Below are 26,953 nucleotides of genomic sequence, written 5' to 3'. Positions count from 1 at the left end.
CGTCGTGTTCACGACCAGGCCGGAACTGGCCGGCACCCACGGCATGGTGGCATCGACGCACTGGCTGGCCTCGGCCACCGGCATGGCGGTGCTCGAAAACGGCGGCAACGCCTTCGACGCGGCGGTGGCCGCCGGGTTCGTCCTGCAGGTCGCCGAGCCGCATCTGTGCGGCCCGGCGGGGCAGGTCCCCGGCATCTTCGTCACCGCCGCGGATCGGACTCCGCGTGCTCTCGCGGGTCAGGGGGTCTCGCCCGCGGCCGCGACGCCCGAGTACTTCGCGGACCTCGGGCTCGATCTGATCCCCGGCAGCGGCCTGCTCCCCGCGACCGTCCCGGGCGCGTGGGACGGCTGGCTGTTGCTCCTGCGGGATCACGGCACGAAGTCGTTGCGCGATGTCCTCGGCTACGCGATTTCCTACGCTCGTAACGGGATTCCGCTGGTCAGCCGGGTCGGTGACACGATCCGCGCGGTTCAGGAACTCTTCACCGAGCACTGGCCGACGTCCGCGGCGCTCTGGTTGCCGGACGGCAAGCCCGCCGAGGGTTTGCACCGCAATCCGGCGCTCGCCGACACCTGGGAGCGGCTGCTCACCGAGGCCGAATCGGTCAGCGGCCGCGAGGCCCAGATCGACGCCGGACGTCGCGCGTGGTCGCAGGGTTTCGTCGCCGAGGCGATCGAGGCGTTCAGCCGCAAGGCTTTCCGTGACGACTCCGGCCGCGATCACGCCGGTCTCCTCACCGGCGAGGACATCGCCGGCTGGGAAGCGACGTACGAGGACGTGCTGCAGGTCGACTTCGGCGACTGGGGCCTGGTGAAGATGGGCGCCTGGACGCAAGGTCCGGCACTGCTGCAGCAAGCGCGGCTGCTGGACGGCCTGCGCGACGGATTGTCCTATGTGGACGGAATTCCGACCGAACGCACGGTGCACTTGGCCGTCGAGGCGGCGAAGCTGGCTTTCGCGGATCGCGAGGCGTGGTACGGCGACTCGCCCGAGGTGCCGATCGACCTGCTGATCTCTCGCGAGTACGCGGACGCCCGCCGGGTCTTGATCACCGACGAGGCGTCCGCCGAACTGCGGCCCGGCGGCCCCTCGCCGAAGCTGCCCGCGATCCTCGAAAGGTTGCGCGGACTGGAATCCGGTTCCGGTGCGACGGGGGAGCCGACGGTCGGGCCGCTGGGCGAGACCCGCGGCGACACCGTGCACATCGACGTCGTCGACGCGGCCGGGAACATGATCTCGGTGACGCCGTCGGGTGGCTGGCTTCAGTCGAGCCCGACGATCCCGGAACTCGGGTTCTGCCTCGACTCGCGCGGGCAGATGTTCTGGCTGGAGCAGGGTTTGCCGAACTCGCTCGCGCCGCGCAAACGGCCGCGGATCACGCTTTCGCCGTCGATGGGCCTGCGGGACGGCGAGCCGGTGCTCGCGTTCGGCACTCCGGGTGGCGACCAGCAGGACCAGTGGCAGCTGTGTTTCTGGCTGGCGCACACGCTCGGCGGGCTGAACCTGCAGGAGTCGATCGACTCTCCCGCATGGCACACCACCGCGTTCCCGAGTTCGTTCTATCCGCGTTCGTGGACGCCGCGGGAACTGGTGGTCGAGTCGCGGCTCGGTAAGTCCACAATGGACGCTCTTGCCGCACGCGGGCACGCCGTCGTCGATGCCGGTCCTTGGGCGCTCGGGCGGCTTTCGGCCGTATCCCGGTCCGGCGGCGTGCTCCGCGCCGCCGCCAACGCGCGCGGTATGCAGGGCTACGCCGCCGGCCGCTGACTCTCTTGCCGTGAAGGCCTCCTTCCCTGCTTTCAGGGTAGGGAAGGAGGCCTTCACGGCAAGCGGTTGTCCACAATGGTTCCCACCTGTGGACAACCCGGCTCACGTCCGCCTCCCCGCCCCCATCGGCGATAGACTGGCTTCGGGGTCGCCCCCCTGGGAGTGGTGGGGGGTGGGGTAGTGACTTAAGAGCGTGGCTGTTCCCAGAGCCAGAATTCGATGCCCTGGTTGTCCACGCAATCGGCGCTCAGGCCGTAGGGCTGCTGTTCGGTTTCGCCTGCCTGGCCGCCCTGGGCCCGGACACGGTCGAGGGCGGCGGCGAGGTCGTCGACGGCGTACATGAGTTTCCAGCCCACCTGCCGCCCCGGGCCACCCCAGAGCCCGCCCTGCAGGCCGGAGCCTTCGACGCCCCAGCCGCCCTCGACCGTCCCGGGCGAGAACTGCCAGTCCAGAACGGCGCCGTAGAACGCCTTCGCGCGTTCGTCGTCCGGGACCTGGAAGGTGAAGTAGCCCGCTTCGCCGTGCCGGATCGGCGTAGCCGCGGAAGCGGGCCGAGGCGCCGCTTGCGCGACGAGCCACCGCTGGCCGTACGGGTCCTTGATCTCCCCGCTCAGCCCGTGGCCCTCGTCCGCGACGGGACGTCGCAGCTCTCCGCCCAGCTCCACGGCCCGCGCGGCCGAAGCGTGCGCGTCCGCGACCTCGACCCGGATCAGCGGGCCACCGGAGGGCGCCACGACGATGCCCAGCTCGGGGAACTCCTCGGCGAACATCAGCACGCTGTCCCCGATGGCCAGTTCGGCGTGCCCGACGCGGCCGTCCTCCATCACGATCGGTTCGGACCGCCGTCGCGCCCCGAACACCTCGACATAGAAATCGAGCGCGGCGCGGGCATCCGTCACCACGAGGTACGGCGTCAACGAGCGGACTTCGGCATCGACTGTCATCTCGGCTCCGTTCAGGACGGCGCGACGAAGGTTGTCGCGCAGTTCGGCGGCGAAGAGCGGGTCAGGCTCGACAGGCTGTGAGGGCGCGCGAAGCGCGTCGAACGGATCAGGCATCGCGACCCTCCTTTTCCTGATAAGCACGCCGGAACGCGGCACGGGCTCGCACGAGCAACGCCTCGGTGGCGTGCACCGTGCGCTCGAGATGCTCGGCGACCTCCGGGACCGGGAGGCCGTCGACGTAGCGAAGCGTCAACGCGGCTTGATGATGCGCCCCGAGCGACGCGAGCACCTCACGCGCCAGCAGCGCGTCCAGCCGTTCGTCCCACGGATCGGTGTACTCCTCCTCGTGGACGAGCCGCAGCCCGCGTTCCTCGCGTTCCTTGCGCCGCCAGTGATCGGCGAGTTTGTGCCGGGCGACGCCGATCAGCCACCCGGTGCTCACCGGCGGTGCGAACTCCTTGCGACAGGACCTCACCGCGCCGAGGAACGTTTCGGACGTCAGCTCCTCGGCGAGGGTGCGATCACCGCACCGGGACAGCAGGTACCCGTAGACCTCCGGCAACGCCGTCTCGTACAGCGACAGCAGCGCGAAGGCCGGGTCCCGATGCACCCGTGGTTCCGTCACAACCCCATCGTCGCTCGGGGAGCCACAACTCCGACGGGTGAAAACGAACTTTCTCAGGCCCGCGGATCCGGCAGCCGCCGCGCCACCGTGATCACACCGACCGTCAGCACCGCCTGAATGCCGATGACCAGCGCGAACGCGCCCTTCATCCCGAGCGGCCCGGCACCGGCGGACGCGAACAACGTCCCCAGGGTCGCCACACCCAGCGCCATCGCGGCCTGCTGAGACGTCGTCAGCATCCCGCTGCCGACCCCGGCGATCTCCGGCGGCACCTTCGACAACACGATCCGGAACACCGTCGTCATCGCCAGTCCCTGGCCGAGACCGCACAACAGCATCCCCGGCACGAAATCGAGCACTCCGAGATCCGGCCATTCCAGCAGCACGGTGCCGATCAGCGTCAGCAGCCCGAGCAGCTGCACCGAAAGACCGGCGGCCACCACCCGCTGGCCGAACCGCGTCACCAGACGGCTGCTGACCAGGCACATCGCGAAGAACGCGAGCGAAAGCGGCGCCGTCACCAGGCCGGAACCGAACGGCCCCAGGTGCAGACCGTCCTGCAGCGTCACCGCGAACACGAACATGAACGCGCTGAACCCGATGAAGAACGGCACCCCGACCAGCAGGCCTTGGCGCACACTCGGCATCCGCATCACCGACGGCGGCAGCAGCGGGACACCGCCCCGGCGTTCCATCCGGCGCTCGACGTGGACGAATCCGGCCGCGGCGAACGGGAAGACCACGAGCAGCGCGATCGTCCACAGTGGCCAGCCCTGAACCGGTCCTTCCGCCAGCGGGAGCAGCAGCGACACCAGCGCGATCGCCAGGAAGAAGGTGCCGGGACGGTCGATGTCGATCGGGTTCCGCGAACGGCTTTCCGGGATCAGCCGTCGCGCGACCACCAGGCCGACGATGCCGACGGGCACGTTGACCAGGAAGATCGGCCGCCAGCCGGTGCCCCACAGATCGGCGGCGACCAGCGCGCCGCCGAGGAACTGCCCCAGCACCATCGAAAGCCCAGCTGTCGCGCCATAGAGCCCCAGGGCCTTGGAGCGGCGTTCGCCCGTGGTCGTCGCCTGGATGATCGACAGCACCTGCGGCAGCATCAGCGCCGCAGCCGCCCCCTGCGCGGCCCGTGCCAGCACCAGCGTCAACGCCGTCGGCGCGATCCCGCAGAGCAGGGAGGTGAACGTGAACGCGGCCAGCCCGATCAGGAACAGCTTGCGGCGGCCGAAGGCGTCACCGAGCCGTCCGCCGACGACGAGCAGGACGGCGTAGGCGATCCCGTAGGCCGCGACCACCAGTTCCAAGGTTGCCGACGAGGTGCGGAGGTCCGAACCGATCGCGGGCAGGGCGATGTTGACGATGAAGAAGTCGATGAGCGGAAGTGCCGCCCCCAGCAGCACGGTGACCAGGCCCGCCGAGGTCAGGGCCGGGCCGGCGGTGACGCGCGCGGGCGTCGCCGGAACTTGCGTCGAAGTCATGAGTACCACGATCAGCCGGTCGCGACCCTGGTACCAGGAGTGTGTTTATCCTGGTACCGCCACTACCTGGTAACCGGCTTCGAGCTTTGCGAACCTGATGAGGTGACCATGACCGTCGATTCGCGAGTGGCCGACGTGCGGCGGCACGAGCTGGCCGCGTTCCTGCGCAGCCGCCGCGAGCGCATCACCCCGGACCAGGTCGGCCTGCCGATCAGCGGCAGGCGCCGCACGCCCGGACTGCGCCGCGAGGAGGTCGCGCAGCTGGCCGGGGTCGGGGTCACCTGGTACACGTGGCTCGAACAGGGCCGCGACATCAACGCCTCCGAGCAGGTGCTCGACGCGATCTCCCGCACCCTGCGGCTCGACCCGCACGAGCACACGCACCTGTTCACCCTCGCCGGCGCGCCCGAGCCGCCGCTGGAGAAGGACTGCAAGCTCCTCAGCCAGAACATCCACCGGATGATGGACAAACTGGAGCCGTTCCCGGTCTGCGTCCGCAACGCGCGATGCGACATCCTCGCCTACAACCGCGCTTACGACTGGCTGATGGGCGGCCTCGACGACATCCCGTTCGAAGAGCGCAACACGCTGATCCAGTGCCTGACCAATCCCGAGTGGCGCCGCAGGCTGCCGGACTGGGAGCTCAACCTGCCCCGGGTGGTCGCCGGTTTCCGCGCCGCGATGGCCGAGCACATCGCCGAGCCGGCGTGGAAGAACCTGGTCAAACGCCTGCGGCAGGAGTCCGAGCTCTTCGAACGGATGTGGAAGGAGCACGACGTCTCAGGCGAACGGATCGTGCTCAAGCGATACCTGCACCCGGACGTCGGCCTGTTGCGGTTCGAATTCTCGTATCTGTACCTCGGGCGGCGTTCCGAGATCTCCCTGGCGACGCTGACCCCGGCCGACGAAGAGACCGCGGCGAAGCTGCCCAGCTCCTTCTGAAGGGGGAGGCGGACCAGGCTCGCGAGGGAGCCTTTCCGTGGTGTGAACGCCGACGCTGGGTGCATGACCGTAGCGATGGCTCCACCCAAGATCTCCAGCGCTCGCCTGATCGTCTGCTACGCGGCGATCCTCGGCACGCTCCCGTACCTGACGTTGAAGGCGTCCTGGGTCACCGGAGGCAGCCTCGGCCTCCGAGATCCGTCCTTTGTGGACTCCGACCTGATGGTGTTCGCGAATCTGGTCACCGGCGGAATGGACGTCGTCGCGGTGCTCCTGGCGCTGGCGTTCACCTACTCCTGGGGACGCCGGATCCCCGCGCCGCTCGTGCTGTTCCCGATCTGGATCGGCACCGGGCTGCTCGCCCCGATCGTGCTGGACATCCCGGTGATCGCCGCCGACCTGACGACCACGCAATCGGCCGACCTGCCGCTGGAGAACTGGGTCTGGGCCGTCGTCTACGGCGGCTTCGCCTGGCAAGGGATCATGCTGCTGACCGCGTTCGTGCTCTACGCCCGCGACCGCTGGTGGTTCGTCGTCACCGGCACCGTGAAGCCGGGGACCATCGGTGGGGCGGGCCTGCTCGGCATCGTCACCGCACTCGTCTGCGCCGCCTTCCACGCGATCTGGGCGTTCGGCCCCGGCGGTGTCGCCGCTCGTGGACAGGACATCGTGATCGCGGTGCTCGCCGTCCTCGCCGCTCTGGCGCTGGCGAACGTTTCGCGAGGGCGGTTCTGGCCGCGGCTGGTGCTGGTGTGGACCGGCGCCGGGACGATGGCGGGCACCGGGGCGTGGGGCCTGTTCGCCGCGCTCACCATGGGATCCGCCGATCGCGCGGCGGTGCTGGCCGTGCAGGTGGTCGGCGGGGCGCTGATGATGGTCTCGGTCCTGCGGCGGCTACCCGCGGTCGAGCAGGCGACGTGATTCCTTGCTGAAGACGGGAACCGTTCTCTCGAATCTTTCGAGGAACTCCCTCAAGGTTTCCGGCGGCCGCTCGAGTGCGCAGACCTGTTCGCGCAGGCAGCGAAGTGTGGCCGCTGGATACAGACCGAGTTGATCGAGAAGGAAATCATCCGGATGCACGGCCTCGAGTTGGTGGGGTTCGAGGGCCGAGGGCGGAAAGTCCTTGAGATTCGCTGTCACGATGACGGCGGCGTTCGCATGGACCGCGGCCGCTAGGACGTGCCTGTCCTTCGGATGGTTGGTCATGGTCGGAATCAGCGGCTCGTAGCCGGTGACCTCGGAATCCGGGAAGGCTGAGCGCATTCCGGTCAACCGCCGCTTCGCCTGCTGCGGCTCCAGACCGAAATGCCCGACGAGATTCCGCTCGACCTCGTCGAGCACCTCGCCCGACCACAGAGCGCGATAGGTGCCGGCCTCCGCCAGCCGCAGCAACAGATCCGTCAACCGGATCGGAATGAGCACGCAAGCATCGAGGAAGGCGGGAAACGGCACGGCTAGCGAGTCTGGACGAACCCGTCGACGATGTCATCGCTGCCGTCCCGGCTCGCCGAAGCTGTCAGCTCATCGAGAATTCCTTGCCGTTCCGCACGGGAACGCGCCCGGTAGTCGAGCAAGTCACTGAGAAGGACCCGCCGGTGACGTCCCGGTTTCTCGAACGGGATCTCACCGGATTCCAGAAGCTTGACCAGCGTCGGCCGGGAGACGTTGAGCATGTCGGCCGCCTGCTGAGTGGTCAGGACGGCGTTCAGCGGCGCGATGTTGATGGTGAAGCCCTGGGACATCGCCTTCACGACGTCCCGAAGCACGTCGTAGACCTGCCCGGGAAGTGGCACTTCGCTGCCGTCCGGGCCCACCAATTTCGCCTGATGGGCCGGCGAGGTCGCGATCATGAACTCGTCGAGCCGCCGGAGCTCCCGGCGGGCGTCCGGTTCGGTGGCGGATGGCGGGAGAACGGTGTGCTGTTCGATCGTCGATGTCATGGCGCCTCCTCGGGTACCACCACGTTAATCGAAAAAAACGAAAGATGCATCCTTGGTCGGCGGCTACCGCACGCGGCGTAGCCCGGAAGCCGCTTTTCAACGGACGCGACCCGTCCCCGCCCCAGGTAGCTTTCGTCCTGTGTTGCTGAAGGAACGGTACCCATGGACCCCCTGGGTGGGCCGCGTGCTGCGCGTGGTGCTGCCGCTGGGGTTCGTCCTCGGCGCCACGAGCGGCGCCTCGCGCTGGCAGCCGGACGCGCCACAGCTGACCTCGTCCGGGGTGCTCTGGCTGGTCGCCACCGCGGTGCCGCTGCTGATCGTCCACCGCTTCCCGATGACGATCTTCCTGCTCACCTCCGCGTCGACACTCGGCTACTACATGTCCGGCAACCCGGGCGGGCCGGCGATCGTGCTGCCGACCATCGCGCTCTTCCTGCTCACCAAGATCCGCGGGCCGCTCGTCGCGGGCAGCACCGGCGGAGCGCTCTTGGCGGTGGCGGGGATCGTGTTGTTCGTCCGGCACGGGTTCGCCGGCTTCGACCTGCGGGCCGGGCTGGGCCTGGTCTGGGTGATCGCGGTCGTCGGGGTCGGGACGGCGGTGCGCAACGGGATGGCCGCCGCGCGGGCCCGCCGCGAGCAGGCCGACGAGCACCGGCACCGGATGGCCGAGCAGGAGCGGCTCACCATCGCCCGCGAGGTGCACGACGTCGTCGCGCACAGTCTCGCGATGATCAACGTCCAGGCCGGGGTCGCCGCGCATGTCGCCGACAGGCGGCCTGAACAGGCGAAAGAGGCGTTGCTGAACATCAAGGAAGCGAGCGCTTCGGCGTTGAAGGACCTTCGCGCGACGTTGGCCGTGCTGCGTTCAGGGGAGGACAAGGCGCCCGCGCCGAGCCTGGCCCAGGCCGACGAGCTCTTCGAGCACGCCCGCGCCGCCGGGCTGGAGGTCCGCGTCGACGGCGAGCCGGGTGAGCTGCCCGCCCCGGTCGACGGCGCCGCGTACCGGATCCTGCAGGAATCGCTGACGAACGTGGTCCGCCACGCGAACCAGGCGCGGGGTGTCGACGTCAGGTTCGAGCGGAAAACCGGTGCGCTGACGCTGCTCGTCCGCGACGATGGCCGTGGCGCCGTCGAACCCGCGCCCGGGCACGGGCTGCGCGGGATGTCCGAACGGGCGGCCGCGCTGGGCGGCGCGCTCACGACGTCCGTGGTGAACGGCGGCTTCCAGGTTCGCGTGGACCTGCCCATCAAGGGGGAAGAATGACGATCCGGGTGGTTCTCGCCGACGACCAGGTGCTGGTCCGCGCCGGTTTCCGGGTGTTGCTGGAGACCGAGGACGGCTTCGAGGTCTGTGCCGAGGCTGGCGACGGCGAGCAGGCGGTCGCGGCCGCCGTCGAGCACCGGCCGGACATCGTCGTGATGGACATCCGGATGCCCGGCGTCGACGGGCTCGAAGCGACGCGGCGGATCACCGCGAATCCCGAGCTGGCCGGGGTGAAGGTCCTGGTCCTGACCACTTTCGACGTCGACGAGTACGTCTACGAGGCGTTGCGCGCCGGCGCGAGCGGATTCCTGCTGAAGGACACCGATCCGGTGGAGCTGCTGCGGGCGCTGAAGGTGGTCGCCGCGGGCGAGGCGCTGCTGGCGCCGACCGTGACCCGGCGGCTGATCGCGGAGTTCGTCGACCGGCCGGAGAACCGCCGCATCGACGTGAGCGCCGTCCGTGAGATCACCGACCGCGAACGCGAGGTCCTCGGCCTGGTCGCCGGCGGCCTGTCGAACGACGAGATCGCGGCGCATCTGGTGATCTCGACGGCCACCGCCCGCACGCACGTCAGCCGCATCATGACCAAGATCGGCGCGCGCGACCGGGCGCAGCTGGTGGTGCTCGCCTACGAATCGGGACTCGTGAGCCCTCGCCGGGGTTGAGATTCCCCCAAAATGCTGAGATTGCCGAAAAACCTGCGCCGGTGACGGGGAGTCGTCAGGTGCGACAGTCCGTTAATCAACCGCCATGCAGGTTCACTCCACACCTGCGCTTAGGTTGTGCATCTGCACGTGCATCGAAGCCACTCAGGTCCGTTCTCCGTCTCCACCAGGGTTCCGGCGAGGTTTCGATCGCTGAATCGAAATCAGACAGGTGTACGGCTAACCCTGATTTCCTGGCGAATCCAGAAGTATCGCGCGCGATTCGGCTCTCGTGAGCATGCACGGTGCGTGATTTTTCCGCGGGTCGACGGGCGGGATAACGGTTACTTTCCGTCGCGAAATCGCTCCCTGGACGGGTTCTGCTCGCTCCGTGTTGCTTTGTCGCAATGGCACTGAGCATTAGTCTCCGGCTGAACGGCAGGGGGGATTTCACCTACCCGACGTGATTCTCACCCGGCCGGGCAAGAAATCGATTCACCTTTTTCTCTCACTGGGAGTCACCATTGACGACAATGACACCTGACCCGCTTCTGGTGGTCACCGCGGGCGTCGTCGTACTCGCCTACATCGTTTTCGCCGCGATCCTCACCAGGTCGCTGCTGACCAAGAAGGTTGCCCAGCCGGCGAAGGTCATCGGGTCGGTCGCGGCGCTCGTGGCCGGGCTCCCGGCGATCCTCTACGCGTTCGCGGCGGTGGTCGGCTGATGGGCGGGGACTTCCTGGCCGCGGTCACCGAACGGCAGCGCCATCGGCTGCTCGACCTCGGCAAACACGTGGATCACGCGGCGGGCACGACACTGCTCAACCAGGGTGACCCGGCGCCGCCGGTGCTGATCCCGCGGTCCGGCTACGTGAAGGCGCTGCGTGCGGCCCAGGGCGGCTCGCCGCCGACGATCGTGGACCTGTTCGGCGCCGGCGACGTGCTCGGCGTCGAGGACTGCCTGGCCGGACGGCCGAGCCACCTCTCGTACATCGCCACGAAACCGGTTCGCGCACTGGAGATCCCGCGGCACGCCTTTCACGGCTTTCTGGACGAAGATCACGAGGTGATGGCCCTGATCACCGCGCACCTGGCCGTGCGGCTGCGGCTGCGGAACGTCGCGCTGGGGTTCGCGACGGCCAAGGTCCGGAGCAGGCTGACCGCGTTCCTGACCAGGATGCAGGCGCTCTACGGGATTCCCGGTGAAAACGGCGTCGTCATCGACATCGGGCTGAACCACGCGGACATCGCCTCCGCGATCGGCGCTTCGCCCGCCTCGGTCAACGCCGAGATGGCGAAGCTCAAGAACGAGGGGTATTTGAGCACCGGCTACAAGACGATCCACCTGAAGAAACGTCTTCGTGAGGACGGCCCGCCGCTCACGCCGGTCCCGTCCGCGCGGCGGCGGATCCCTCAGCTGCGGATACCGCGGATCGCGATGGGGTGAACGGGGCTTTCCCACGAGGAAAGCCCCGTCCATTTCCTCCCTGCGCCGCGGGGTGCGCAAGATCAGGTCAACTGCGCCTCAGCTGAAGCGCGAGCCGTATGACGAACACGACGGCCAGCGCGGCGACCAGGGCGATTTCCCAGGCCATGGCTGCTCCTTCTCGGCCGGCATCCGAACTCGTCAGATGCTCTGCCCATAAGGCGCATCAGCGGGGGAGGACGTTCACCGACACGGCCCAACTCACACTTTCGGACCAACGCCACGCCCACTACCCGTGCAATGAAAGTGTCTTTCCTTGCCAAATTTGCAAGGAAAGACACTTTCATTGCACGCGAGGGCCTACAGAGCGCTCCCGACGGCCGCCCACACCCGATGCGGATCGAGATCCATCGGCCGCGAATCCGGATCCGGCCGCAGCCGCCGCAGCAGCACCTGCTGCACCAGCGTCGTCGGCCGGGCCGCCGCGGCCACCCGCCGCCAGAACAGGTGATCCTCCAGGCCTTCGAACAGCACCTCGGTGTTCCACCCGCCGAACTCGTCGACCAGCGACCGCCGCACCAGATAGCCGCTGCCCAGATATGGCAGCGTCCGCAGCCGCCGCTCCTCCGGGGGCAGGGCGCCGACCAGGCCGTCCACCGGATCCGCGACCGGGCAGTGCACGACGTCGGCATCCTCCGAAACGGCCAGCAGCCGCTCCAGCAGGAATTCCGAAGCCCGCATCCCGCCGTCGAGCACCAGCAGCCACGACGCCGTCGAGCGCTCCAGCAGCGAGTTCCGGGTGAGCCCCCGGCCGAGCGGGGTGTCGTGCAGCAGGACGTCGTACGGGCGCGGCCGCGGCCACGGGTGCACGCCGTCCTCGCCGACCAGCACCTTCCGCGGGGTGACGCTGCCCGTGAGCAGGTCGTTCGCGAGATCGTCCGGATCGACCTCGCCGGTGCGGCGCACGATCAGCACGTCGACGTCGGCGGTGCCCGCCGGCGAAGCCGCCGCCGGTTCCCAACTTCGCGTGGCGACCCGCCGGGCCCCCGCCGCGCGCTGCGCGATCCGTGCCGACAATGCCGTCCCGCGTGCCGAGGCCGGTCCGGCGGCGGACCGGTCGCCCGCGAACCGCGCGTCGAACGACGGGGTGTCGATCGCCAGCGCGTCCTCCGGGTTCCGCAGGCTCGTCGCCAGCGCCCGCGCCGGGGCGATGTCCGCGGCGGGCGCCGAACCGAGCGAGGACGCCAGCTCGATCAGCCGCCGCGCGGACGCCGTCATGTCCAGCGACTTCACGAAGCCGTACGCGGCCGAACGCAGATGCCGCTCCCGTTCCGGCTCGTCGGCGAGCGCGGCGACGACCGAGCCCAGCGCCTCCGGCCGCGCGAGCACCAGGTGCTCGCCGGGGACCATCGGTTCGACGTCGACGGACGTCTCGCTGACCACCACACAGCCGTTGGTCATCGCTTCGAGCGTGCGCACCCACTCCAGGGTCTGCTTCCGCTCACGGTGCAGGTTCAGCAGGAACCGCGACCGCGCGAGGTGTTCGAACTTCGCCTTGCCCGGCAGGAAATCGACGCGGGCGGCGGTCATCGGCTCGTGCGGCGGGGTCAGCAGCCGCGTCCGCAGGCCGGCGAGGTCCCGCGCGTACGAGCCGAGCAGCACCGAACGGCGCCGTTCGGCCGTGCCGAGGTAGGTGACGTCGAGGTCGCGCGGGCTGTCGAGGTCCCCGCCCCACAGATCCCACAGCGGGCTGTAGCCGAGCTGGAAATGCTCGACGGCGATCCCGCGCCGCCGCAGTTCGGCGGTCGAATCGGTGTTGATGTCGACGGCGCCGCCCAGGATGGACAGCAGTTCGGCGTTGCGCTCGAAGGTCGCCGTCCCGGGGTGTTCCACGCAGAACCCGATGGTGCGGCGGCATTGTGCCGCGGTCGGGAAGTCGGCGTCCGGAATGGTCACGAAGTACTCGTGGGGGACCACGACGTACACCGTGTCGCCGTCGGCCTCGGGATAGGTGCCGATCGCGGTCCTGGCCTTGCCGCCCGCCGTGCGCACGGCGTCGGCGACCACCTCCAGGAGCTCCTCCATGAAGGCGGAACCGCCCTCGGCGGAGACGAAGCAGAGTTCGGTCACGGCCGGTCCATCTTCTTCCGCACGACCCGCAGCGGAGCGGTGACCCGCCAGCTGACGGTGCGGCGCGTGGCGTCGAGTTCCCTGGCCATCTCGGCGGCGAGCCGTTCGGCGTTGAGCAGCCGCTGCCGGTCGGCCGACGGTTCGCCATTGGGCAGGACGTCCGCGTCGACGACGCCGGCCGACACCACGAGCTCGGCGTCGAGCAGCGCGAGCCGCAGCTTGTCCCGCTCCTCGCGGCAGGTCTTCAGCTCCGCGCGCAGCGAGTCACGCTGCTGGTGCGCGAGCAGGACCTCGGCCTCCAGCGCCTGAAGACGCGCCTTGGCGACGTCGAGCTCTTCCTGCTGCGAGGCGAGCCTCTGGTTCACGGCGGCGGACTCGCCTTCGTCCGGCGCGGCGGCGGTGGCCTCGCGCAGTTCGTGCTCGGTTTCGGCCAGCTTCGCCTTCAGCCGGTCCTGCTCGGCGGTGAAGACCTGCCGCTCGGCCCGGAGCCGGGTCAGCTCGGCCTGGACACGGCCGGGAATGTCGGTGTCAGACATGAACGCCCCCACTCAGTTCGGTCAGGATTTCGGAGTACTCGCGCGCGTAGCCCGCCGGGTCGAGCCACGGCAGCAGCTTCTCGTGCGCGGCCTTGGCCATCTCGCGGCGGCGCGTGGCCGACGTGCCCAGCGCGCGCAGCAACGCCGCGGTCAGCGCGTCGACGTCGTTGGTCTCGAACAGCCAGCCCGTCTCGCCGTCGACGATCATCTCCCGCGCGCCGAACACGTCGGTCGCCGCGACCGGCACGCCACAGCAGACGGCTTCGAGGATCGAGCGCGGCAGCGACTCGATGTCGGAGCTGTTCACGAAGATGTCGGCGGCCTGCAGCCAGCGCAGCGGATCCGGCTGGATCGGCACCAGGCTGACGGATTTCTCCAGGCCCGCGCGTTTGACCGACTCCTCCATCGCCAGCCCGTACGGCGACGGGTGCAGGCCGACGATGGACAGCTTCGCCTCGGGGTGGATCTTGTGGATCCGCTCCATCGCCGAGATCAGCGGCGCCTGCCCCTTGCGGGATTCCGCGATGCCGATGTTGACCAGCACGATGTCGTCCGGCGAGTAGCCGAGCATGTTGCGTGCCTGCTGCCGCGTCTCCGACCGCGTCCTGCCGCCGAACTTGTGCATCGGCGTGCCGTAGCGGACGGTCCGGCAGCGCTCCGGCTTGCTGTACGGCAGGAACATCTCGCGCGTGGCGTCCGCGACGAACAGCAGCTTGTCGACCTCGGCGAGGGTGCTTTCCCAGCGCTGCCAGACCGCGGCGGGCGGTTTCACCGGGCCCCAGTTCTGGTAGGCGAACGCGGGCAGCGAGAAGCTCTCGTGGATGACCCACGCCGTCGGCATCCCGGCGCGCTTCGCCGCGTCGGCGCCGACGAAGCCGCCGAGAGTGTTGACGAGCGCGACGCCCGCTCCGGAGCACTTCGCGAAGCGCGCCAACTCGGCGACGTGTCCTTCGTACGCGGGCACCGTCTGGTTTCGGTAGTGCGTCGTGACGTGCACGGGGATGCCGAGTTCGTGGCAGTCCGCGCGCAGCGGGCCGTCGGTCTCACTCACCAGGCTGACCTGCCAGCCGTGGTCGGTCACCATCCGGCTCAGCAGTTCCTGCAGCCACAGCTGCCCGCCGCCGACACCGAGGCTGTGCGTGAACACCAGCACGTGCTTCGGGTCGGTCGGGATGTTCACCCGCGCCATCGCGCGGGCGGTGTCGCCCGCCAGCTCGTCGGCGAGTTCGGCGTCGTCCAGGTCCGCGACGGGGTTGCGAAGCGTGAAGGTGCGCTTCGCCGACACGACCTCGCCGACGCCTTCGGTGCGGTACCGGACGCGAAGCGACAGAGTCCGCTCTTCGCCGTACGGGAGATCGATGGGCACCCAGGCCTCGAAGCCGCTCACAGCGGCGTCGTCGAAGCCGGGGAACTCCTTGGGCACGTCCTTGCGCGGCAGCCGGGTGCGCGCGCTGACCGTGCCGCCGCCCTCGACCATGACCTCGATCAGGCTCGGCGCCCGGCCCTGCAGCAGCGCCCATCCCGTCACGTAGACGACGTGTCCTTCGGAGACTTTGCCCTGCTTCGGCGCTTCGAGTTCGCCCAGCCACAGCGGTTCTTCACCCGGCAGCGTTCCCACGTGGACGGTCGCCTGGTTCAGCACACGCTCATCCGGACCGGTGACGACGACGTCTTGGACGCCCGCGGGCACGAAGGTGGCCGGGACAGCACGCCAGCCGAAGGTGCCTTCGGGGGCGCCTGGGCACGGCTCGGGGAACAGGTTCGCTTCGACGTCCGCGATGGTCACGGACATCTCGCCGATCCGGCTGATCCCGGTCGTCCAGCCCCGGAGTTCGAACAGGTGCCCGACCGGCCGGTCCGGCGTCAGAATGCCGGCGGTATGCAGGCTCGTCATCGCTTCGCTACCTCGTCTTCGTTCGCCGCCACACCGGCGCCGACCTTGGGTGAACGGTACTCGTGGACGGTCCGCGCCAGGCGCTTTCGCCAAATCCCGGCGATCGCCGCGCGTACTTCGCCCGTGCCGTGCGCGGTGCCGCACGAGCCGATCGTGGAGAAGGCCACCTCGCGCTCCAGTGCACCGTCCACAAAGGAGGAATGGAGGCCGATCAGGACGCCGAGCCAGCCCGCCAGGTCGCGCGTCGAGCCGTCGCCGGCCGCCGCGGACCAGCCCGCGTCGGTGAGCTTGTCGGCCAGCACCAGCACCCCGCGCTCGATCACGTCGGACACCCCGGCGCCCGCGTGCCGCCATTCGAGGTCGATCGGGCGCAGCACCGCGCCGTCGACGAGAACGTTGTGCGGTACCAGATCCCACAGCGCCTCGACCCCGCGATCGGCCTCCGCGCGGACGAGATCCCGCCAGCCGGTGAGCAGTTCCGCGACCCGCTCGGGCTCGTCGAGCAGGACTTCGACCATCGTCGGGGCGTCGTACACCTTGTCGGTGCACGGTCCGACCGAGATCCCGGCCACCGGCGGAGACGGCACCAGCGGGACGCGGCGGACTTCGGCACCTTCGCCGGTGCGCACGACGTCGGCGCGAGTGCACGCGAACGCCGCGCGCTCGGCGGTGTTGAAGTAGGTCGCGAGCCGGAACGCGGGCCAGAGCGCGGCGGCGCCGGGACCGCAGAGCAGGGCGAGGCCGTTCGCGGGACCACCGGTGATCGCCGCGGACAGCCGGGGCAGTTCGGTGTCGATCCGCTCGCTCCGGACCGCGCGGGCGACCTCGTGCCCGGGGGAGCAGAGCAACTCACGCTGGACTTCGAGGCCCGCGGCCGCGAGCGTCCCGGTGACACCGCGGGAAGACGTCAGCACCACGACGGCGCCCATCGGCGACAACCGCTCGCGAACCGACTCCAGCAAACCCCGCGTCGCGTACGGCTGCTGGATCACGACGAGGTCGTAACCGGCGGAGGGCGGCCGGTCGTGCACCGAGACCGTGTCGAGGTCACGGGTGCGGAACCGCACCGCGGCGGCGCGGACCTGGTCGGCCTCGACGGCGTGCACCGTCGCCGAGACCTCGCCCAGATACCTGGTCAGCCCCCCGAAACCGGCGCCGACCTCCAGCACCTTCGCCGCCTTCGGCAGCACGAGCGCCCGGAGGACGTTCGCGGCGCCGTGGTCGAGCGGGACGCGCTCGGCTGCGTCCCAGCCGGCGAAGTGCAGCTCGTCGGACAGGGACCCGGTGTCCTCGGCCAGGGAGAGCAGGGTGGTGAGCAGCCGTGCCGTCTCCGAGGTCATCTTTCAGCTGGTGACGGAGTAGTTTTCCAGCGTCTTCTTCACCGCACGCTGGTACGTGCCGCTCAACGCCTTCTCGCCCTCTTCCCCGCCGAGCGGGTTCTGCAGGATGTCGACGCGGACGATGTTGTTGCCGCTGATCCACGTGCCGCGGTAGGTGCCCTTGTCGCCGTCGATCTTCTTCTGGAAGTTCAGCTTCGGCGGCATGCCCGGCAGCGGCTCGGTGATCTGCACGAACCCGTTGCTCGTCTGGTACTGGCGCAGCTGCTTGACCAGGTCGCCGGCGGCGCCGGGGCTGGTCAGCGGGATGACCGTGATCGAGATCTTCGCCGGCTGCGGGCCGGTCTCGTCCGGCTGCTTCTGCGAGCCGCGATACGCGACCTGCTTCACGCCGGCGGCGATGACCAGATCCGCCTCGCCCTTCTCCAGCCCGGCGATCTCGGCGAGCTGGGCCGCGGGGATCGCGCCGCTCTTCGAGTCCTCTTCACCGGACTGCTCCGGGATCTTCTCGAACAGCAGCTCTTCGGGCGTCTTCGGCTTGGTCGACGACGGCGGGGGAGCCTGCGGCTGGGGCGACTGCGGTGCGGCCGTCGGGTCCGGCGGGGTGTCACCGCCGCCGGAGAAGGCGAAGTACCCGCCGACACCCAAACCGGCGAGGACCAGGACGGCGACGATCGCGATGATCGCGATCTTGCCGCCCTTGCCCTTGGGCTTGTCCTCGAACAGCTCGGGGCCCTGCTTGACCCATTCCGTGCTGCCGACCGGCGAGATCGGCGGGAAGTCCGAGCCACCCCACGGCGGGCTGGCGTCGTTGTCGGTCCAGCCCTGCTGCTGCGGCTGTTGCTGCTGGTACCCCTGGTGCTGCTGCGGGAAGCCGCCCGCGGGCGAGGCCTGACCCTGCTGGGGGAAGCCACCGGCAGGGGACGCCTGGCCCTGCTGCGGGAAACCGCCCGGCGGTGACGCCACCGGCGGCACGACCTGGGTGCGGTTCGGATCCGCCTGCTGTTGCTGCCAGTTCGGCACGACCTGGGTGCGCTCGCCCTCCCCGGCCTGCGGCTGGTTCACCGGCGCGATGATCTGCGTCGAGTCGGCGCTGGGCTGGGCGGGCTGCTGCTGCGGCGCCTGCTGCTGTTGTGGAGCGGGCGGCTGCTGCTGGAACGGCTGCTGCGGCTGCTGGCCGGGCTGCTGGACCTGTTGCTGGGCGGGGTCGCCGTATGCGACGGCCGACGACAGCACCTGGTCACGGCGGAGCCGGTAATCGTCGGCGGAGAGCCGTCCAGATGCGAGCTCTTCGTCCAGATTGCGCAGCTCTTCCTGCCAGGACACCACCGGCCCCCTTATCCGAATTTCCGGCGGGAGGAATGCTCCCGGCCGTCGCGATACCACCACTGCGGTGACCTCGCACATTCTGCACTGCCCGGAGTCGATGCGCCCTCGCGGGTCGAATCGTGATCTCCCCGCGACCTGCGCTTCTCAGCCCACCGGCAGAACGGTGTCCAACGAGGTCAGCGTCTGCTCCAGACGGGTGTCGAGCGCCTGCGGGTCGCCGCCGAGCGGCTGCGAGACCCAGGTCGTCACGGCCATCGTCCCGGAGACGTAACCGATACCGCTGAGCTGGCCGTTCTTGTTCGCACCGACCAGGGCGAGCCGATCGCCGACGCGCTGCTCGCGCAGCCCGGCGTTGATCGAGTTCTCCCGGAAGTACTTCACGATCGCGGCCGCGTCCTTCGCGTCGTTGGCCGGGATCACCAGGACGAGGTAACTGTTCGTACCCTCGTTCGACCCCTTGTAGGTGACAGACGCGACATTCTTCGACGCGAGGTAGTCGCCCGCGGCCTTCGAGTAGAAGTTGAGCTCGACGCCCTTCGCGACCGACATCGTCGAGTTGTCCTTCGACGGTGTCCCCGGCAGCGCGGGCAGCCGGTCTTCCAGCGGAGTCTGGGCACTGTCGGGCCGGCCTGAGGGAGTGAGGTCGGCCGGCGGCTGGGCCACGCTCGGCTGCTCGGCGACGTTCGAGGGCTGCGACGAGCCCAGCCACAGCGTCCCGCCGATGATCAACGCCAGCACGACCAGCACGCCGGCACCGATGAACAGCCAGGTCGGCTTGCGTTTCCCGACGACCGCGTAGTCCTCTGTGGGCGCGTAGTGGCGCGGGCTGGGCTCGGGAGCCAGCGGCGGAAGCGGCCGGTTCGGCACCGGGGCCGACGGCCTGCCTTTGACCGGCGGCGGCTCGGCGCGGAGGTAGACCGTCGGATTGATGTCGGCGGGTGAAGGCGCGGTGGTCTTGTGGTCCGCGATCCGCGGGATGGCGGCCTTCTTCGCGGGTTCCTCGGCGGCCGGCGGCGACGTGTACACCGGCTGGGTCTGCTGGTACGGCTGCTGGACCGTGACCGCGGGCGGCTCGACCGGGCGCGCGGCGGGGTTGGTGCTGTGCCACGTCCCGCCGGGACGCCGCAGCGGCGAGGGCACCGGCGACGGCATCGTCCCGCCGGAGGCCTCCGCCAACAGCTCGTCGCGCTTCCTGCGGTGTTCGGCGTGCCCGATGCGACCCGAGGCCAGCTCGACGTCCAGCTGTCGAAGCTCGTCTTGCCAGCTCATTTAGCCCCCTGCCGCCGGGTGTGGGCAGCCAGTCTTGCATGCACCCTTATGGGTGGTTGATGTGGTCTTTCCTCATTCTTGCGTCCACTCACGACCTGGTCCAGCACTGATCTCCGAGTGCGCTCGCGGCCTTGCCGGATCGCAAACGGATCGCCTAAAAGTGGACCTACCTGGCTTTATAGCATCAAAGCTATGACATGAGGTATCCGTTGCTCGGCGAGCCGTATCGCGTCCGGCCGGCGAATCGTGTTGCTGACCGAGTTCCGGAAAACGCGCATGCGTGAAGAGCGTGAGGTACGACGGGCGCGGAAGGCGATGTGGCGATGCGTCGCCCGGGAGCACACGGCCGATGAGTGAGGAAGGGAGTGAGATCGATGGCTGAGCGGAACGACTGGCGGAGGCTTCGCGAGCGGCGGATGGCGGAGCCCGGCGCCGCTGACGCGTACGAGGCCGCAAAGCTGGCTTATGTCCTGGGTAAGACGGTGCGTGAAATGCGTGAGGGACGTGGCTGGTCCCAGGCGACGCTCGCCACCGAGGCGGGGATGACGCAGTCCGCCGTCGCGCGGTTCGAGGCGGGCGGAACGGTTCCGACCATTCCGGTGCTGGAGCGACTGGCGCATGCGCTTGAAGCCGATCTCGATATTCGAATCACTCCGCGGCTCTCCACGGTGTGACCCTCTTTCGGCTGGTCAGCCGCCGTTGGCCGCTCCCGGCGGTACGGTGGCGGACGTGGGAAGTGCCTGGTGACGGAAATCGACGCGTGTCGCGGCGCGTTGCGCGAGCTGGCCATCGGCAGGCTCGCCGGACGTGACGTCCGCACCTCCCACCTGGTCGAGGCCGGTCTGGACGCGATCGTCGCCGGACTCGACACGCCGTCCCTCGCCTTGCTGGCCGGGCTCGAATCCTCCGCCGAAAGCGCCGTCGACAAGGCGTTCGACCAGGTCGTCGACGAACTTGGCCTCGAGCTGCCGTCCGATCCGACGGCGGCCCGCTGGCTGCTGATCCACGGCTGGCTCACCGCGATGGTCCAAGGGCGGCTTTCGCCCGCGGCCGGCGGCGCCCTGGTCAGCGAGGTCGGCGAGCTGCTCGGGTCGCCTCAGGCGTTGCGCGGGATCACGCGCTGGTCGGCGATGCTCGAGCACTGGATCCCGACCGACCTCACCCCGAGGGACGTCTGCGAGGTGCCCATCCTCGAAGAGTCGGCGGAGCTCCTCGAAGGACCTTGGCCTCCTTCACCGCGTCACCCGTAAAGCCCCGTTTTCTGTCGTACATGTGTTCTAAAATGGTCGTTGTACAGCAGGAACAGCGGCGAAAGGCAGACACGGATGGCCTACATCACCCTGCCCACGTTCGTGGGGTACAGCACGAGCTCGGGTCCTTCGCGTTCCTCGTTCGTCCGGCGCTGGCGCCGTCAGTACGAGGACCCGGCCCGGGGCGGGTTCAACTTCTACCTCCGCGCCGCGAACGCGATCCGTGCCGGGCGGATCTCCGGGCGGGATCGCGAGGTGCTGCGGGCACTCGTCGAGAACGCGGACGAGCGCACGCGGCCGCACTACACCGAGATCGCCAACGGCTGGCTGCGCTACGTCGGGCGGCGTGACCTGCGGCTGGCCGAGGTCGGCCGGTCACGATGGCGGCTCGGCTCGCTCGAAGTGGGCATCAATCCGCATCTCGGCCTGCGCAAGGGCGACGGCCCCGTCTACGTGACCTGGCTCTACTTCAAGGAGGAGCCGTTGAGCCGGGACGCGGCGCAGATGGTGCTGTGGCTGCTCGAACAGACCATGGACGAGTTGCGCCCGGGCGGGCGTCCGCTGGTCGTCGACGTCCGGCGTTCGAAGGAGTTCGCGTTGTCGCCGCGTGATCGCGACAAGGTGCGGCCATGGGTGCGGAGTGAGGCCTCGGCCTTCATGAGCCTTTGGGAGGCGGCCGCGTGATCGATCGACGGCGAGCCCGCGTTCGGTGGGCTCGCCGTTCACGCACTGTCATTCTCACGGTTCCGGCGGCGGCGCAAGACACCTGATCAGGTGACAGTTTCACGGAGAATGCCCACGAGCTGGACAACTTGAGCCTTGAACACGAAGCTTTCCCAGTCTTAATCGGCCGAACCACCGAGGGTCGCTCGTGAACAACGCTTGGGAAGCCATCTCCAGGGTCGCAGATGAGCCCGCCTGGTACTGGGTCTACGACAAGCTCGCGTTCTGGCCGAGCACCTACGCGCACGCCTGGCCGGGTTTCCGCGAACCCGCCCCGTCCGTCGCGTGGGATCTCGCGCCCGGCGGCCTCGACCGCGCGTCGGCCGAATTCCGGGTCGGCCCGTACGCCGTCGAGCAGAACGACGTCGCCCGCGTCGCCCTCTCGGCGCTGAAGGACTGCGTCGCCGAGGACGAGTGGGTCTGGGTGCTGCACTGGCAGCACCAGTCGTACCGCTTCTACCCGCATCGGCACGCCGCGCTCGACCCGTGGCCCGTCCCGGTGTTCCCGCGCACGGACTACCACATGTTCCTGGCGAACGACTTCCGCTTCGGCACGCTCGGGCATCCCTGGGAACGGACCCTGTGCGTCTACGGCGAGAAGCTCGTGCCCGCCTTCGAAAAGCACGGCGAACAGGTTTTCAAGAACGCGCTGCGCCGCAACGGGGCACCGGCCGCGATGGCGGGCTGACCACCGTCCGGCGGGCGGACCTGCCTAAACTCAGGCGGGTGTTCGAATACCACGGGTGGGTGACCATCCAAGCGAGCCCTTCCGGTGACGACGACGCCGCGCTGCTCGAGCGCATCGTCGAGCGGGTGCACCGCGCCGTCCGCGACTTCGACGACGGCGACCTGCTCGACCTCCGCTGGGCGGCCGGCGTGCCGGTGCTGCACCTGGGCGGCATGGACAAACACGGCACGGCGATCGCACCCGAGCTGGTGGACCTGTTCACCCGCGTCGGCGACCTCGCACCCGGCTCCTACGGTCTCCTGCACGTCTGGGACGACCAGGATCCCGAGCACGACAACGAATTCAAGGTGTACCGGATGGCCCGCGGCCTGGTCACCGAACGCGGCGACGAGCACCTGTCCCCGGTCGCGCCGACCGTGATGGACGGTTACCAGATCTGAGCCGCCTGCCAGCGGTTTCGTGAGTGATCGAATTAGGCTGTTCGGCTGCTTCCCCGGCCTGTCCCGATAGGACAGAGTTCATCTGGGCGCGGGTGGCAAATCCCCGCGGAACGAGGGGGATTCGCCGTGAGATCGTCGTGCCTGAGATCGCGTCTCGGTGCTGTCGTCGTGGTGTTGGCCGTGGCTTTCGGGTTGTTCCCGGCCACGGCTTTCGCATATCCGGGGGTCGCCGCGGCCCCCGCGGCGTCGGTGGTGCCGGATTCCGCTCCCGACACCGCGGCCGCGACGCAATTCGCCAAGCAGGGCCGGAAGAAGGTCCGGATCGACGACTTGACCACCGAACGTTCGGAATCCTTCGCGAACCCGGACGGCTCCGTGACCTTGACGCGGAACACCCGCCCGGTCCGGGTTCCCCGTGACGGTGGCTGGATCCCGGCTGACTCGACGCTGAGCTCTGGGCCGAACGGGTTGTCGCCGAAGGCCGCGATGGCCGACATCTCCCTTTCCGCAGGTCGTCGCGGGGATGTTCAGACCGCGGGAACCGCACCTCTGCTGCAGTTGAGCGCCAAGGACACGTCGGTAGGGCTCGACTGGCCAGGAGTGCTTCCTCAACCGGTCGTTTCGGGCGCCACCGCCACCTATCCCGAGGTGCTTCCCGGCGTCGACCTCAAGGTCGAAGTGGACGTGGACAAGGTCCACGAGGTGGTCGTGATCAAGACGCCGGAGGCGGCGAAGCACCCGGCCATCGCGAAGATCAAGCTGGGCGTGCCGGTGAAGAACGGCAAGCTCACGAAGGACGACGACGGCACTCTCCGGGTCAAGGACGCCAAGGGAGCCGATGTCTTCCTGGCCAGAGCACCCTTGATGTGGGACTCGTCGGGCGCGGAGCCGGACGCGACGGATTTCGTCCGCGGCCCGGCGGCCGGTGGCCGTCAGGCGAAGGTGCAGACCGAGATCTCGGGTAAGTCGCTGCTCCTCACGCCCGACGCGGGCCTGCTCGCGAACGCCGCGTACCCGGTCTATGTCGACCCGACCTGGCAGACGAACTATTGCTCCAACTGTGGCCGGAACCACTACTTGGTCCAGTACGCCTGTGGTGCTTCCAAGGCTCCGGGTGACGCGGTGTGGGACTCGGATGCCAATCTCAAAGCGGGGTACATCTACGACTCCAGATCGAGCTGCGCGGGAAATCTCGTCACCGCGCGCTCGTTCGTGGAAATGAACCTCGGCGGACTGGGCGGGAAGCTGATCTATGACGCCTCACTGACCCTCGCGGTGGACAGCTCGAAGTCCTGCGAGCTCAGGCATTCCAACAACTTGATGGTGACGAACCCGATCGGTCCAGGGCTGACGTTCGGGAGCGGCCCCGCCCTGGGGGCAGGCTTCGCGACCGTGAGCGGCTGCCCGACCAACGTCGGATTCAACATCACCACGACGATCAAGGGCCTGGTGGAAGGAGGAGGGGCGACCTTCACTTTCGGCATCATCTCGCCCAGCGAGAACGACCAGAACACTTGGAAGAGGTACTCGGCCCAGGTCGGGTTCACGGTCACGTACAACTCGCGCCCGAACGCGCCGTTCAATCTCGCCATCGTCAACGGGACGGCCACCTATCCCTGCGCCCCATACATTCCGGGCATGCCGCGCAGCCGCCCTGTCCTCGGGCGGACAAGCACCGGCTATGTGGTCAAAGCAAATGTCCGGGACCCGGACGGTGGCATGCTCTACGCGGGTTTTCGCGTCTACAAGGGCTGGGTGAGTACCGGGAACTACGCGTGGGACGGTCGTCAGGCAGGCGTCGACAACGTCTTGAGCGACTCGAATGTCGCCAATCGCAACGCTCAGGCCACTCTGTCCACCGAGTCGATGAACGCGGACGGGTTGTACTCATACGACGCACACGTCACCGATGGCCGCGAGACCAGCTGGTCCGCCGCGTGTGAGGTCGAAGTGCAGCTGTCCGCTCCGGCCGCGCCGTCGGTGTCGTCCCAGACGTATCCGAGCGGCACCTTCGGCGGTGGTCCGGGCAGAGCTGGTGACTTCACCTTCACGGTGGCGAACACTCCGACTTCGGTCGGAAGCTACGTGTGGAAGCTCGACAACACCGCACCCCCCACCTGCAACGACACTGAGCCCGGAACCGTGAAGCCCGCCGCGTACAGCGGACCTGCCACCGTCGCCATCGCACCGCCGACCAAGGGCACGCATGTCCTCAGCGTCTGGTCGTGCAACCGCGCGAAGACACCGTCGACCAGGACCGACTACAACTTCAGTGTCCGGGACGTGACGGCTCCTCTCGCGTCATGGCAGTTCGAAGGAAACGGTGCTTCTCAAGCGACCGGTCTGCGGTACGTCGGTGAAGGCAAGGGAACGTTCGCCGAGGGGAAGATCGGAGAAGGCGCGGTTCTGTCGGGCCAGGCAGGCGACTACTTCGCGACCGGTGCACGAGTGCTGGACACGACGAAGTCCTTCTCTGTTTCCGCGTGGGTGAATCCGACCGGGCTTACCAGCAGGCGAGTCGTGCTGTCCCAGGACGGGGCTCAAAGCAGCGGTTTCGCCTTGCACTATCACGAATCCGGGAAATGGGCGTTCAGCATCGCCGACTCGGCACAGGGTTCGGCCTTCTCCACGGCTGCCGCCGCTGAAGGAACGTGGACACATCTGACCGGTGTGTACGACGCTGCCGCGAAAACGGCGACGCTCTATGTCAATGGACAGCCACAAGCCACGGTTTCAACCACTGGCGTGGGCGGAGCGGGGCCGTTGGTCGTGGGCGGCGGGAAGTCCGGTGGGGTACGGACCTACCTGTACTCCGGGAAGATCGATGAGACCGCGGTCTTCGACCGAGCGTTGACCGCGACAGAAGTCGCTACGCTGCACGGCAACAACGGCGTTCCGACCGGTCTTTCGGCCATTCGTGAGTACGCGCTCGAGAGCAACACGGTGGACGCGACCGGAAACGACGGTGCACTCACTTTCGCTCCAGGTTCGGGATTCGCGACCGGCTACAGCGACTCCGCCGGGCAGTCCGCGACCGAAAGCAAGGTCGGGCAATCGTCCGGACAGGCTTTCGTCGGCGCCGGAACCGGATATGGGCAGACGAAGACGCCGGTCATCGACACCGCACAGAGCTTCACCGTTTCGGCGTGGGCGAAGCTGGCCGATACCAACGACTCTTACGCTGTGGCCGGCCAAGACGGCGTCCGTTCCAGCGGTTTCCAAATGGGTTACTCCAAAGACGTGAACCGATGGATCATCGGTCTTCCCGCCGAGGACGTCGATGGAGACGGATACCGGTGGGCGATTCCCACCAGCGTCCCGCAAGTAGGCGTCTGGACGCATTTGACCGGTGTTTACGACGCGTCCACCGCCAAAGTGCTGATCTATGTGAACGGCGTCCTCGAAGGGCAGACCGCCGTTCCCGCGGGGACCACCTGGACGGCGACAGGTGGGTTCGCCGTCGGGCGGGCGCGGTGGAACGGTATGCCGTCGACCCCCTTCAGGGGCAGTATCGACCAGGTCCAGGTCTGGGATCGCGCGCTGCCCGCCGCCGAGGCCGCCGGCCTCGCCAACACCGCTGTGCTACGGGCGAACTACCAGCTCGACGGCAGCACCATCGACGGCGTCACCGGCGCGGCCGGTGTCGTCTCGGGCGGTGCCGCCATGGTGAACGACAACGGCGTCAACGTCGCGAAGTTCGACAAGTCCTGGAGTGGGGAGATCGAGAGCCCCCGTCCGCCCGCGCTTCGCGCCGACCGGAGTTTCACCGTGGAAGCCTGGGTGAGGCACAAGTGGTCTCCGGAGGACGTCCAAGACGCCAAGCTCCGCAGTCCTTCGAACAGCGTGGGCGGGGACGACGCCACCCGAGCTGCTGTCGGGCTGAACGACCCGAAGTTCTCGCCCTTCCTCCTGGGATACAGGCCGTCCAAGGACGCGGCCGGCAACTGGTTCGGGAAGTGGAGCTGGTTGACGAGTTCGCCGTCTGCCGTAGACGGGCAGCCGACTCCAGCCGTCGACGTCACGTCGGAAAGCATCGACGAGAACACCTGGACGCATTTGACCGGAACCTACGATGCGGTCTCCGATGTCGCGTGCCTCTACGCGGAGACCGACGAGAGGCAGTTCCAGCCCGTATGCCAGGCCGGTGTCGCAGGCTGGAGTGGCAACAGTGATATCGCGAGCTTGTTCATCGGCCGAGGTGTGTGGACCGGCCTCAAGTCCGATTACTGGTACGGCGATGTCCGCGGCGTTCGCGTCTACACCGGCGTGCTGGACGCGCAGCGGATCGCCGCGGACATGATCCTCGACCACCCCTGACTT

24 protein-coding genes are annotated in these 26,953 nt (G+C 68.6%); 13 read left to right on the top strand and 11 right to left on the bottom strand.

Annotated features, from left to right (window positions below):
- Window positions 1–4 precede the first annotated feature (4 nt).
- Window positions 5–1,768 (top strand): gamma-glutamyltransferase family protein, encoded by a 1,764-nt coding sequence (locus AVR91_RS35570; RefSeq protein ID WP_063276767.1) that lies wholly within the window; start codon window positions 5–7, stop codon window positions 1,766–1,768.
- A gap of 185 nt (window positions 1,769–1,953) precedes the next feature.
- On the opposite strand, the gene AVR91_RS35565 is transcribed toward AVR91_RS35570, so the two are convergent.
- From AVR91_RS35565 to AVR91_RS35555, 3 genes are read right to left on the bottom strand one after another with little or no spacing between them, the layout of a single operon-like run.
- Window positions 1,954–2,826, bottom strand: a complete 873-nt coding sequence (locus AVR91_RS35565; protein ID WP_063276768.1) for a VOC family protein — start codon at window positions 2,824–2,826, stop codon at window positions 1,954–1,956.
- A complete protein-coding gene (locus tag AVR91_RS35560) occupies window positions 2,819–3,337 on the bottom strand; it encodes an RNA polymerase sigma factor (RefSeq protein WP_063276769.1) in 519 nt (172 codons plus the stop codon). Before AVR91_RS35560 ends, AVR91_RS35565 begins: the two co-directional genes overlap by 8 nt.
- Before the next feature lie 53 nt (window positions 3,338–3,390).
- Window positions 3,391–4,821 (bottom strand): MFS transporter, encoded by a 1,431-nt coding sequence (locus AVR91_RS35555; protein ID WP_063276770.1) that lies wholly within the window; start codon window positions 4,819–4,821, stop codon window positions 3,391–3,393.
- Window positions 4,822–4,929: 108 nt separating this feature from the next.
- On the opposite strand from AVR91_RS35555, the gene AVR91_RS35550 reads away from it, so the two are divergent.
- Together AVR91_RS35550 and AVR91_RS35545 are read left to right on the top strand one after the other, a co-directional pair.
- On the top strand, window positions 4,930–5,763 hold the full coding sequence (locus AVR91_RS35550; protein ID WP_143254208.1) for a helix-turn-helix transcriptional regulator: 834 nt from the start codon (window positions 4,930–4,932) through the stop codon (window positions 5,761–5,763).
- Between the two features lie 63 nt (window positions 5,764–5,826).
- The gene (locus AVR91_RS35545; RefSeq protein WP_228709432.1) at window positions 5,827–6,684 is read left to right on the top strand and encodes a hypothetical protein; all 858 of its coding nucleotides are present in this window, start codon (window positions 5,827–5,829) and stop codon (window positions 6,682–6,684) included.
- Here AVR91_RS35545 and AVR91_RS35540 read toward each other — a convergent pair.
- Together AVR91_RS35540 and AVR91_RS35535 are read right to left on the bottom strand one after the other, a co-directional pair.
- Window positions 6,658–7,215, bottom strand: coding sequence for a PIN domain-containing protein (locus AVR91_RS35540; RefSeq protein ID WP_063276773.1), 558 nt, complete (start codon window positions 7,213–7,215; stop codon window positions 6,658–6,660). The genes AVR91_RS35545 and AVR91_RS35540 overlap by 27 nt on opposite strands.
- Before the next feature lie 2 nt (window positions 7,216–7,217).
- Window positions 7,218–7,703 (bottom strand): helix-turn-helix domain-containing protein, encoded by a 486-nt coding sequence (locus AVR91_RS35535; RefSeq protein ID WP_063276774.1) that lies wholly within the window; start codon window positions 7,701–7,703, stop codon window positions 7,218–7,220.
- Window positions 7,704–7,842: 139 nt separating this feature from the next.
- On the opposite strand from AVR91_RS35535, the gene AVR91_RS35530 reads away from it, so the two are divergent.
- The 4 genes from AVR91_RS35530 (at window position 7,843) to AVR91_RS35515 (ending at window position 11,058) form a co-directional block, all read left to right on the top strand.
- Window positions 7,843–8,967 carry a sensor histidine kinase gene (locus AVR91_RS35530; RefSeq protein WP_143254207.1) on the top strand — a complete coding sequence of 375 codons (1,125 nt, stop codon included), beginning with the start codon at window positions 7,843–7,845 and terminating at the stop codon, window positions 8,965–8,967.
- Window positions 8,964–9,632 carry a response regulator gene (locus AVR91_RS35525; protein ID WP_063276775.1) on the top strand — a complete coding sequence of 223 codons (669 nt, stop codon included), beginning with the start codon at window positions 8,964–8,966 and terminating at the stop codon, window positions 9,630–9,632. The genes AVR91_RS35530 and AVR91_RS35525 overlap by 4 nt, the downstream gene beginning before the upstream one ends.
- Before the next feature lie 512 nt (window positions 9,633–10,144).
- Window positions 10,145–10,336, top strand: a complete 192-nt coding sequence (locus AVR91_RS35520) for a hypothetical protein (RefSeq protein ID WP_072029315.1) — start codon at window positions 10,145–10,147, stop codon at window positions 10,334–10,336.
- Entirely contained in the window at window positions 10,336–11,058 is a 723-nt protein-coding gene (locus tag AVR91_RS35515) for a Crp/Fnr family transcriptional regulator (RefSeq protein ID WP_063276776.1), read from the top strand. The genes AVR91_RS35520 and AVR91_RS35515 overlap by 1 nt, the downstream gene beginning before the upstream one ends.
- 339 nt (window positions 11,059–11,397) lie before the next feature.
- Here AVR91_RS35515 and AVR91_RS35510 read toward each other — a convergent pair whose 3' ends face one another.
- From AVR91_RS35510 to AVR91_RS35485, 6 genes are all read right to left on the bottom strand, one after another.
- Window positions 11,398–13,167, bottom strand: coding sequence for a glycosyltransferase family protein (locus tag AVR91_RS35510; RefSeq protein WP_063276412.1), 1,770 nt, complete (start codon window positions 13,165–13,167; stop codon window positions 11,398–11,400).
- A complete protein-coding gene (locus AVR91_RS35505; RefSeq protein WP_228708069.1) occupies window positions 13,164–13,703 on the bottom strand; it encodes a hypothetical protein in 540 nt (179 codons plus the stop codon). The genes AVR91_RS35510 and AVR91_RS35505 overlap by 4 nt, the downstream gene beginning before the upstream one ends.
- Window positions 13,696–15,597 carry a glycosyltransferase family 4 protein gene (locus AVR91_RS35500; RefSeq protein WP_016330566.1) on the bottom strand — a complete coding sequence of 634 codons (1,902 nt, stop codon included), beginning with the start codon at window positions 15,595–15,597 and terminating at the stop codon, window positions 13,696–13,698. The genes AVR91_RS35505 and AVR91_RS35500 overlap by 8 nt, the downstream gene beginning before the upstream one ends.
- The gene (locus AVR91_RS35495; protein ID WP_063276414.1) at window positions 15,594–16,937 is read right to left on the bottom strand and encodes a hypothetical protein; all 1,344 of its coding nucleotides are present in this window, start codon (window positions 16,935–16,937) and stop codon (window positions 15,594–15,596) included. Before AVR91_RS35495 ends, AVR91_RS35500 begins: the two co-directional genes overlap by 4 nt.
- A gap of 3 nt (window positions 16,938–16,940) precedes the next feature.
- Entirely contained in the window at window positions 16,941–18,263 is a 1,323-nt protein-coding gene (locus tag AVR91_RS35490) for a flagellar basal body-associated FliL family protein (RefSeq protein ID WP_063276415.1), read from the bottom strand.
- A gap of 144 nt (window positions 18,264–18,407) precedes the next feature.
- Window positions 18,408–19,532: a hypothetical protein gene (locus AVR91_RS35485; protein WP_063276416.1), complete on the bottom strand. Its 1,125-nt coding sequence runs from the start codon at window positions 19,530–19,532 to the stop codon at window positions 18,408–18,410.
- A gap of 374 nt (window positions 19,533–19,906) precedes the next feature.
- On the opposite strand from AVR91_RS35485, the gene AVR91_RS35480 reads away from it, so the two are divergent.
- The 6 genes from AVR91_RS35480 to AVR91_RS35455 all read left to right on the top strand — a co-directional run bounded on the left by AVR91_RS35480 (window position 19,907) and on the right by AVR91_RS35455 (window position 26,950).
- Window positions 19,907–20,206: a helix-turn-helix domain-containing protein gene (locus AVR91_RS35480; protein WP_063276417.1), complete on the top strand. Its 300-nt coding sequence runs from the start codon at window positions 19,907–19,909 to the stop codon at window positions 20,204–20,206.
- A gap of 69 nt (window positions 20,207–20,275) precedes the next feature.
- Entirely contained in the window at window positions 20,276–20,782 is a 507-nt protein-coding gene (locus AVR91_RS35475) for a hypothetical protein (RefSeq protein WP_063276418.1), read from the top strand.
- Between the two features lie 75 nt (window positions 20,783–20,857).
- Window positions 20,858–21,466, top strand: a complete 609-nt coding sequence (locus AVR91_RS35470; protein WP_007030508.1) for a hypothetical protein — start codon at window positions 20,858–20,860, stop codon at window positions 21,464–21,466.
- Window positions 21,467–21,653: 187 nt separating this feature from the next.
- Window positions 21,654–22,193, top strand: a complete 540-nt coding sequence (locus tag AVR91_RS35465) for a DUF2716 domain-containing protein (RefSeq protein WP_037333725.1) — start codon at window positions 21,654–21,656, stop codon at window positions 22,191–22,193.
- A gap of 38 nt (window positions 22,194–22,231) precedes the next feature.
- Window positions 22,232–22,633, top strand: a complete 402-nt coding sequence (locus tag AVR91_RS35460; RefSeq protein WP_063276419.1) for an immunity 7 family protein — start codon at window positions 22,232–22,234, stop codon at window positions 22,631–22,633.
- 180 nt (window positions 22,634–22,813) lie between these two features.
- Window positions 22,814–26,950, top strand: coding sequence for a LamG domain-containing protein (locus AVR91_RS35455; protein ID WP_143254206.1), 4,137 nt, complete (start codon window positions 22,814–22,816; stop codon window positions 26,948–26,950).
- The last annotated feature ends 3 nt before the right edge of the window (window positions 26,951–26,953 follow it).

Source organism: Amycolatopsis keratiniphila subsp. keratiniphila (genome assembly GCF_001620365.2).
GTDB classification, from domain to species: Bacteria; Actinomycetota; Actinomycetes; order Mycobacteriales; family Pseudonocardiaceae; genus Amycolatopsis; species Amycolatopsis keratiniphila.
Note: the sequence above shows the minus strand (reverse complement) of the source record. Positions and strands in the feature narration are given on the sequence as shown.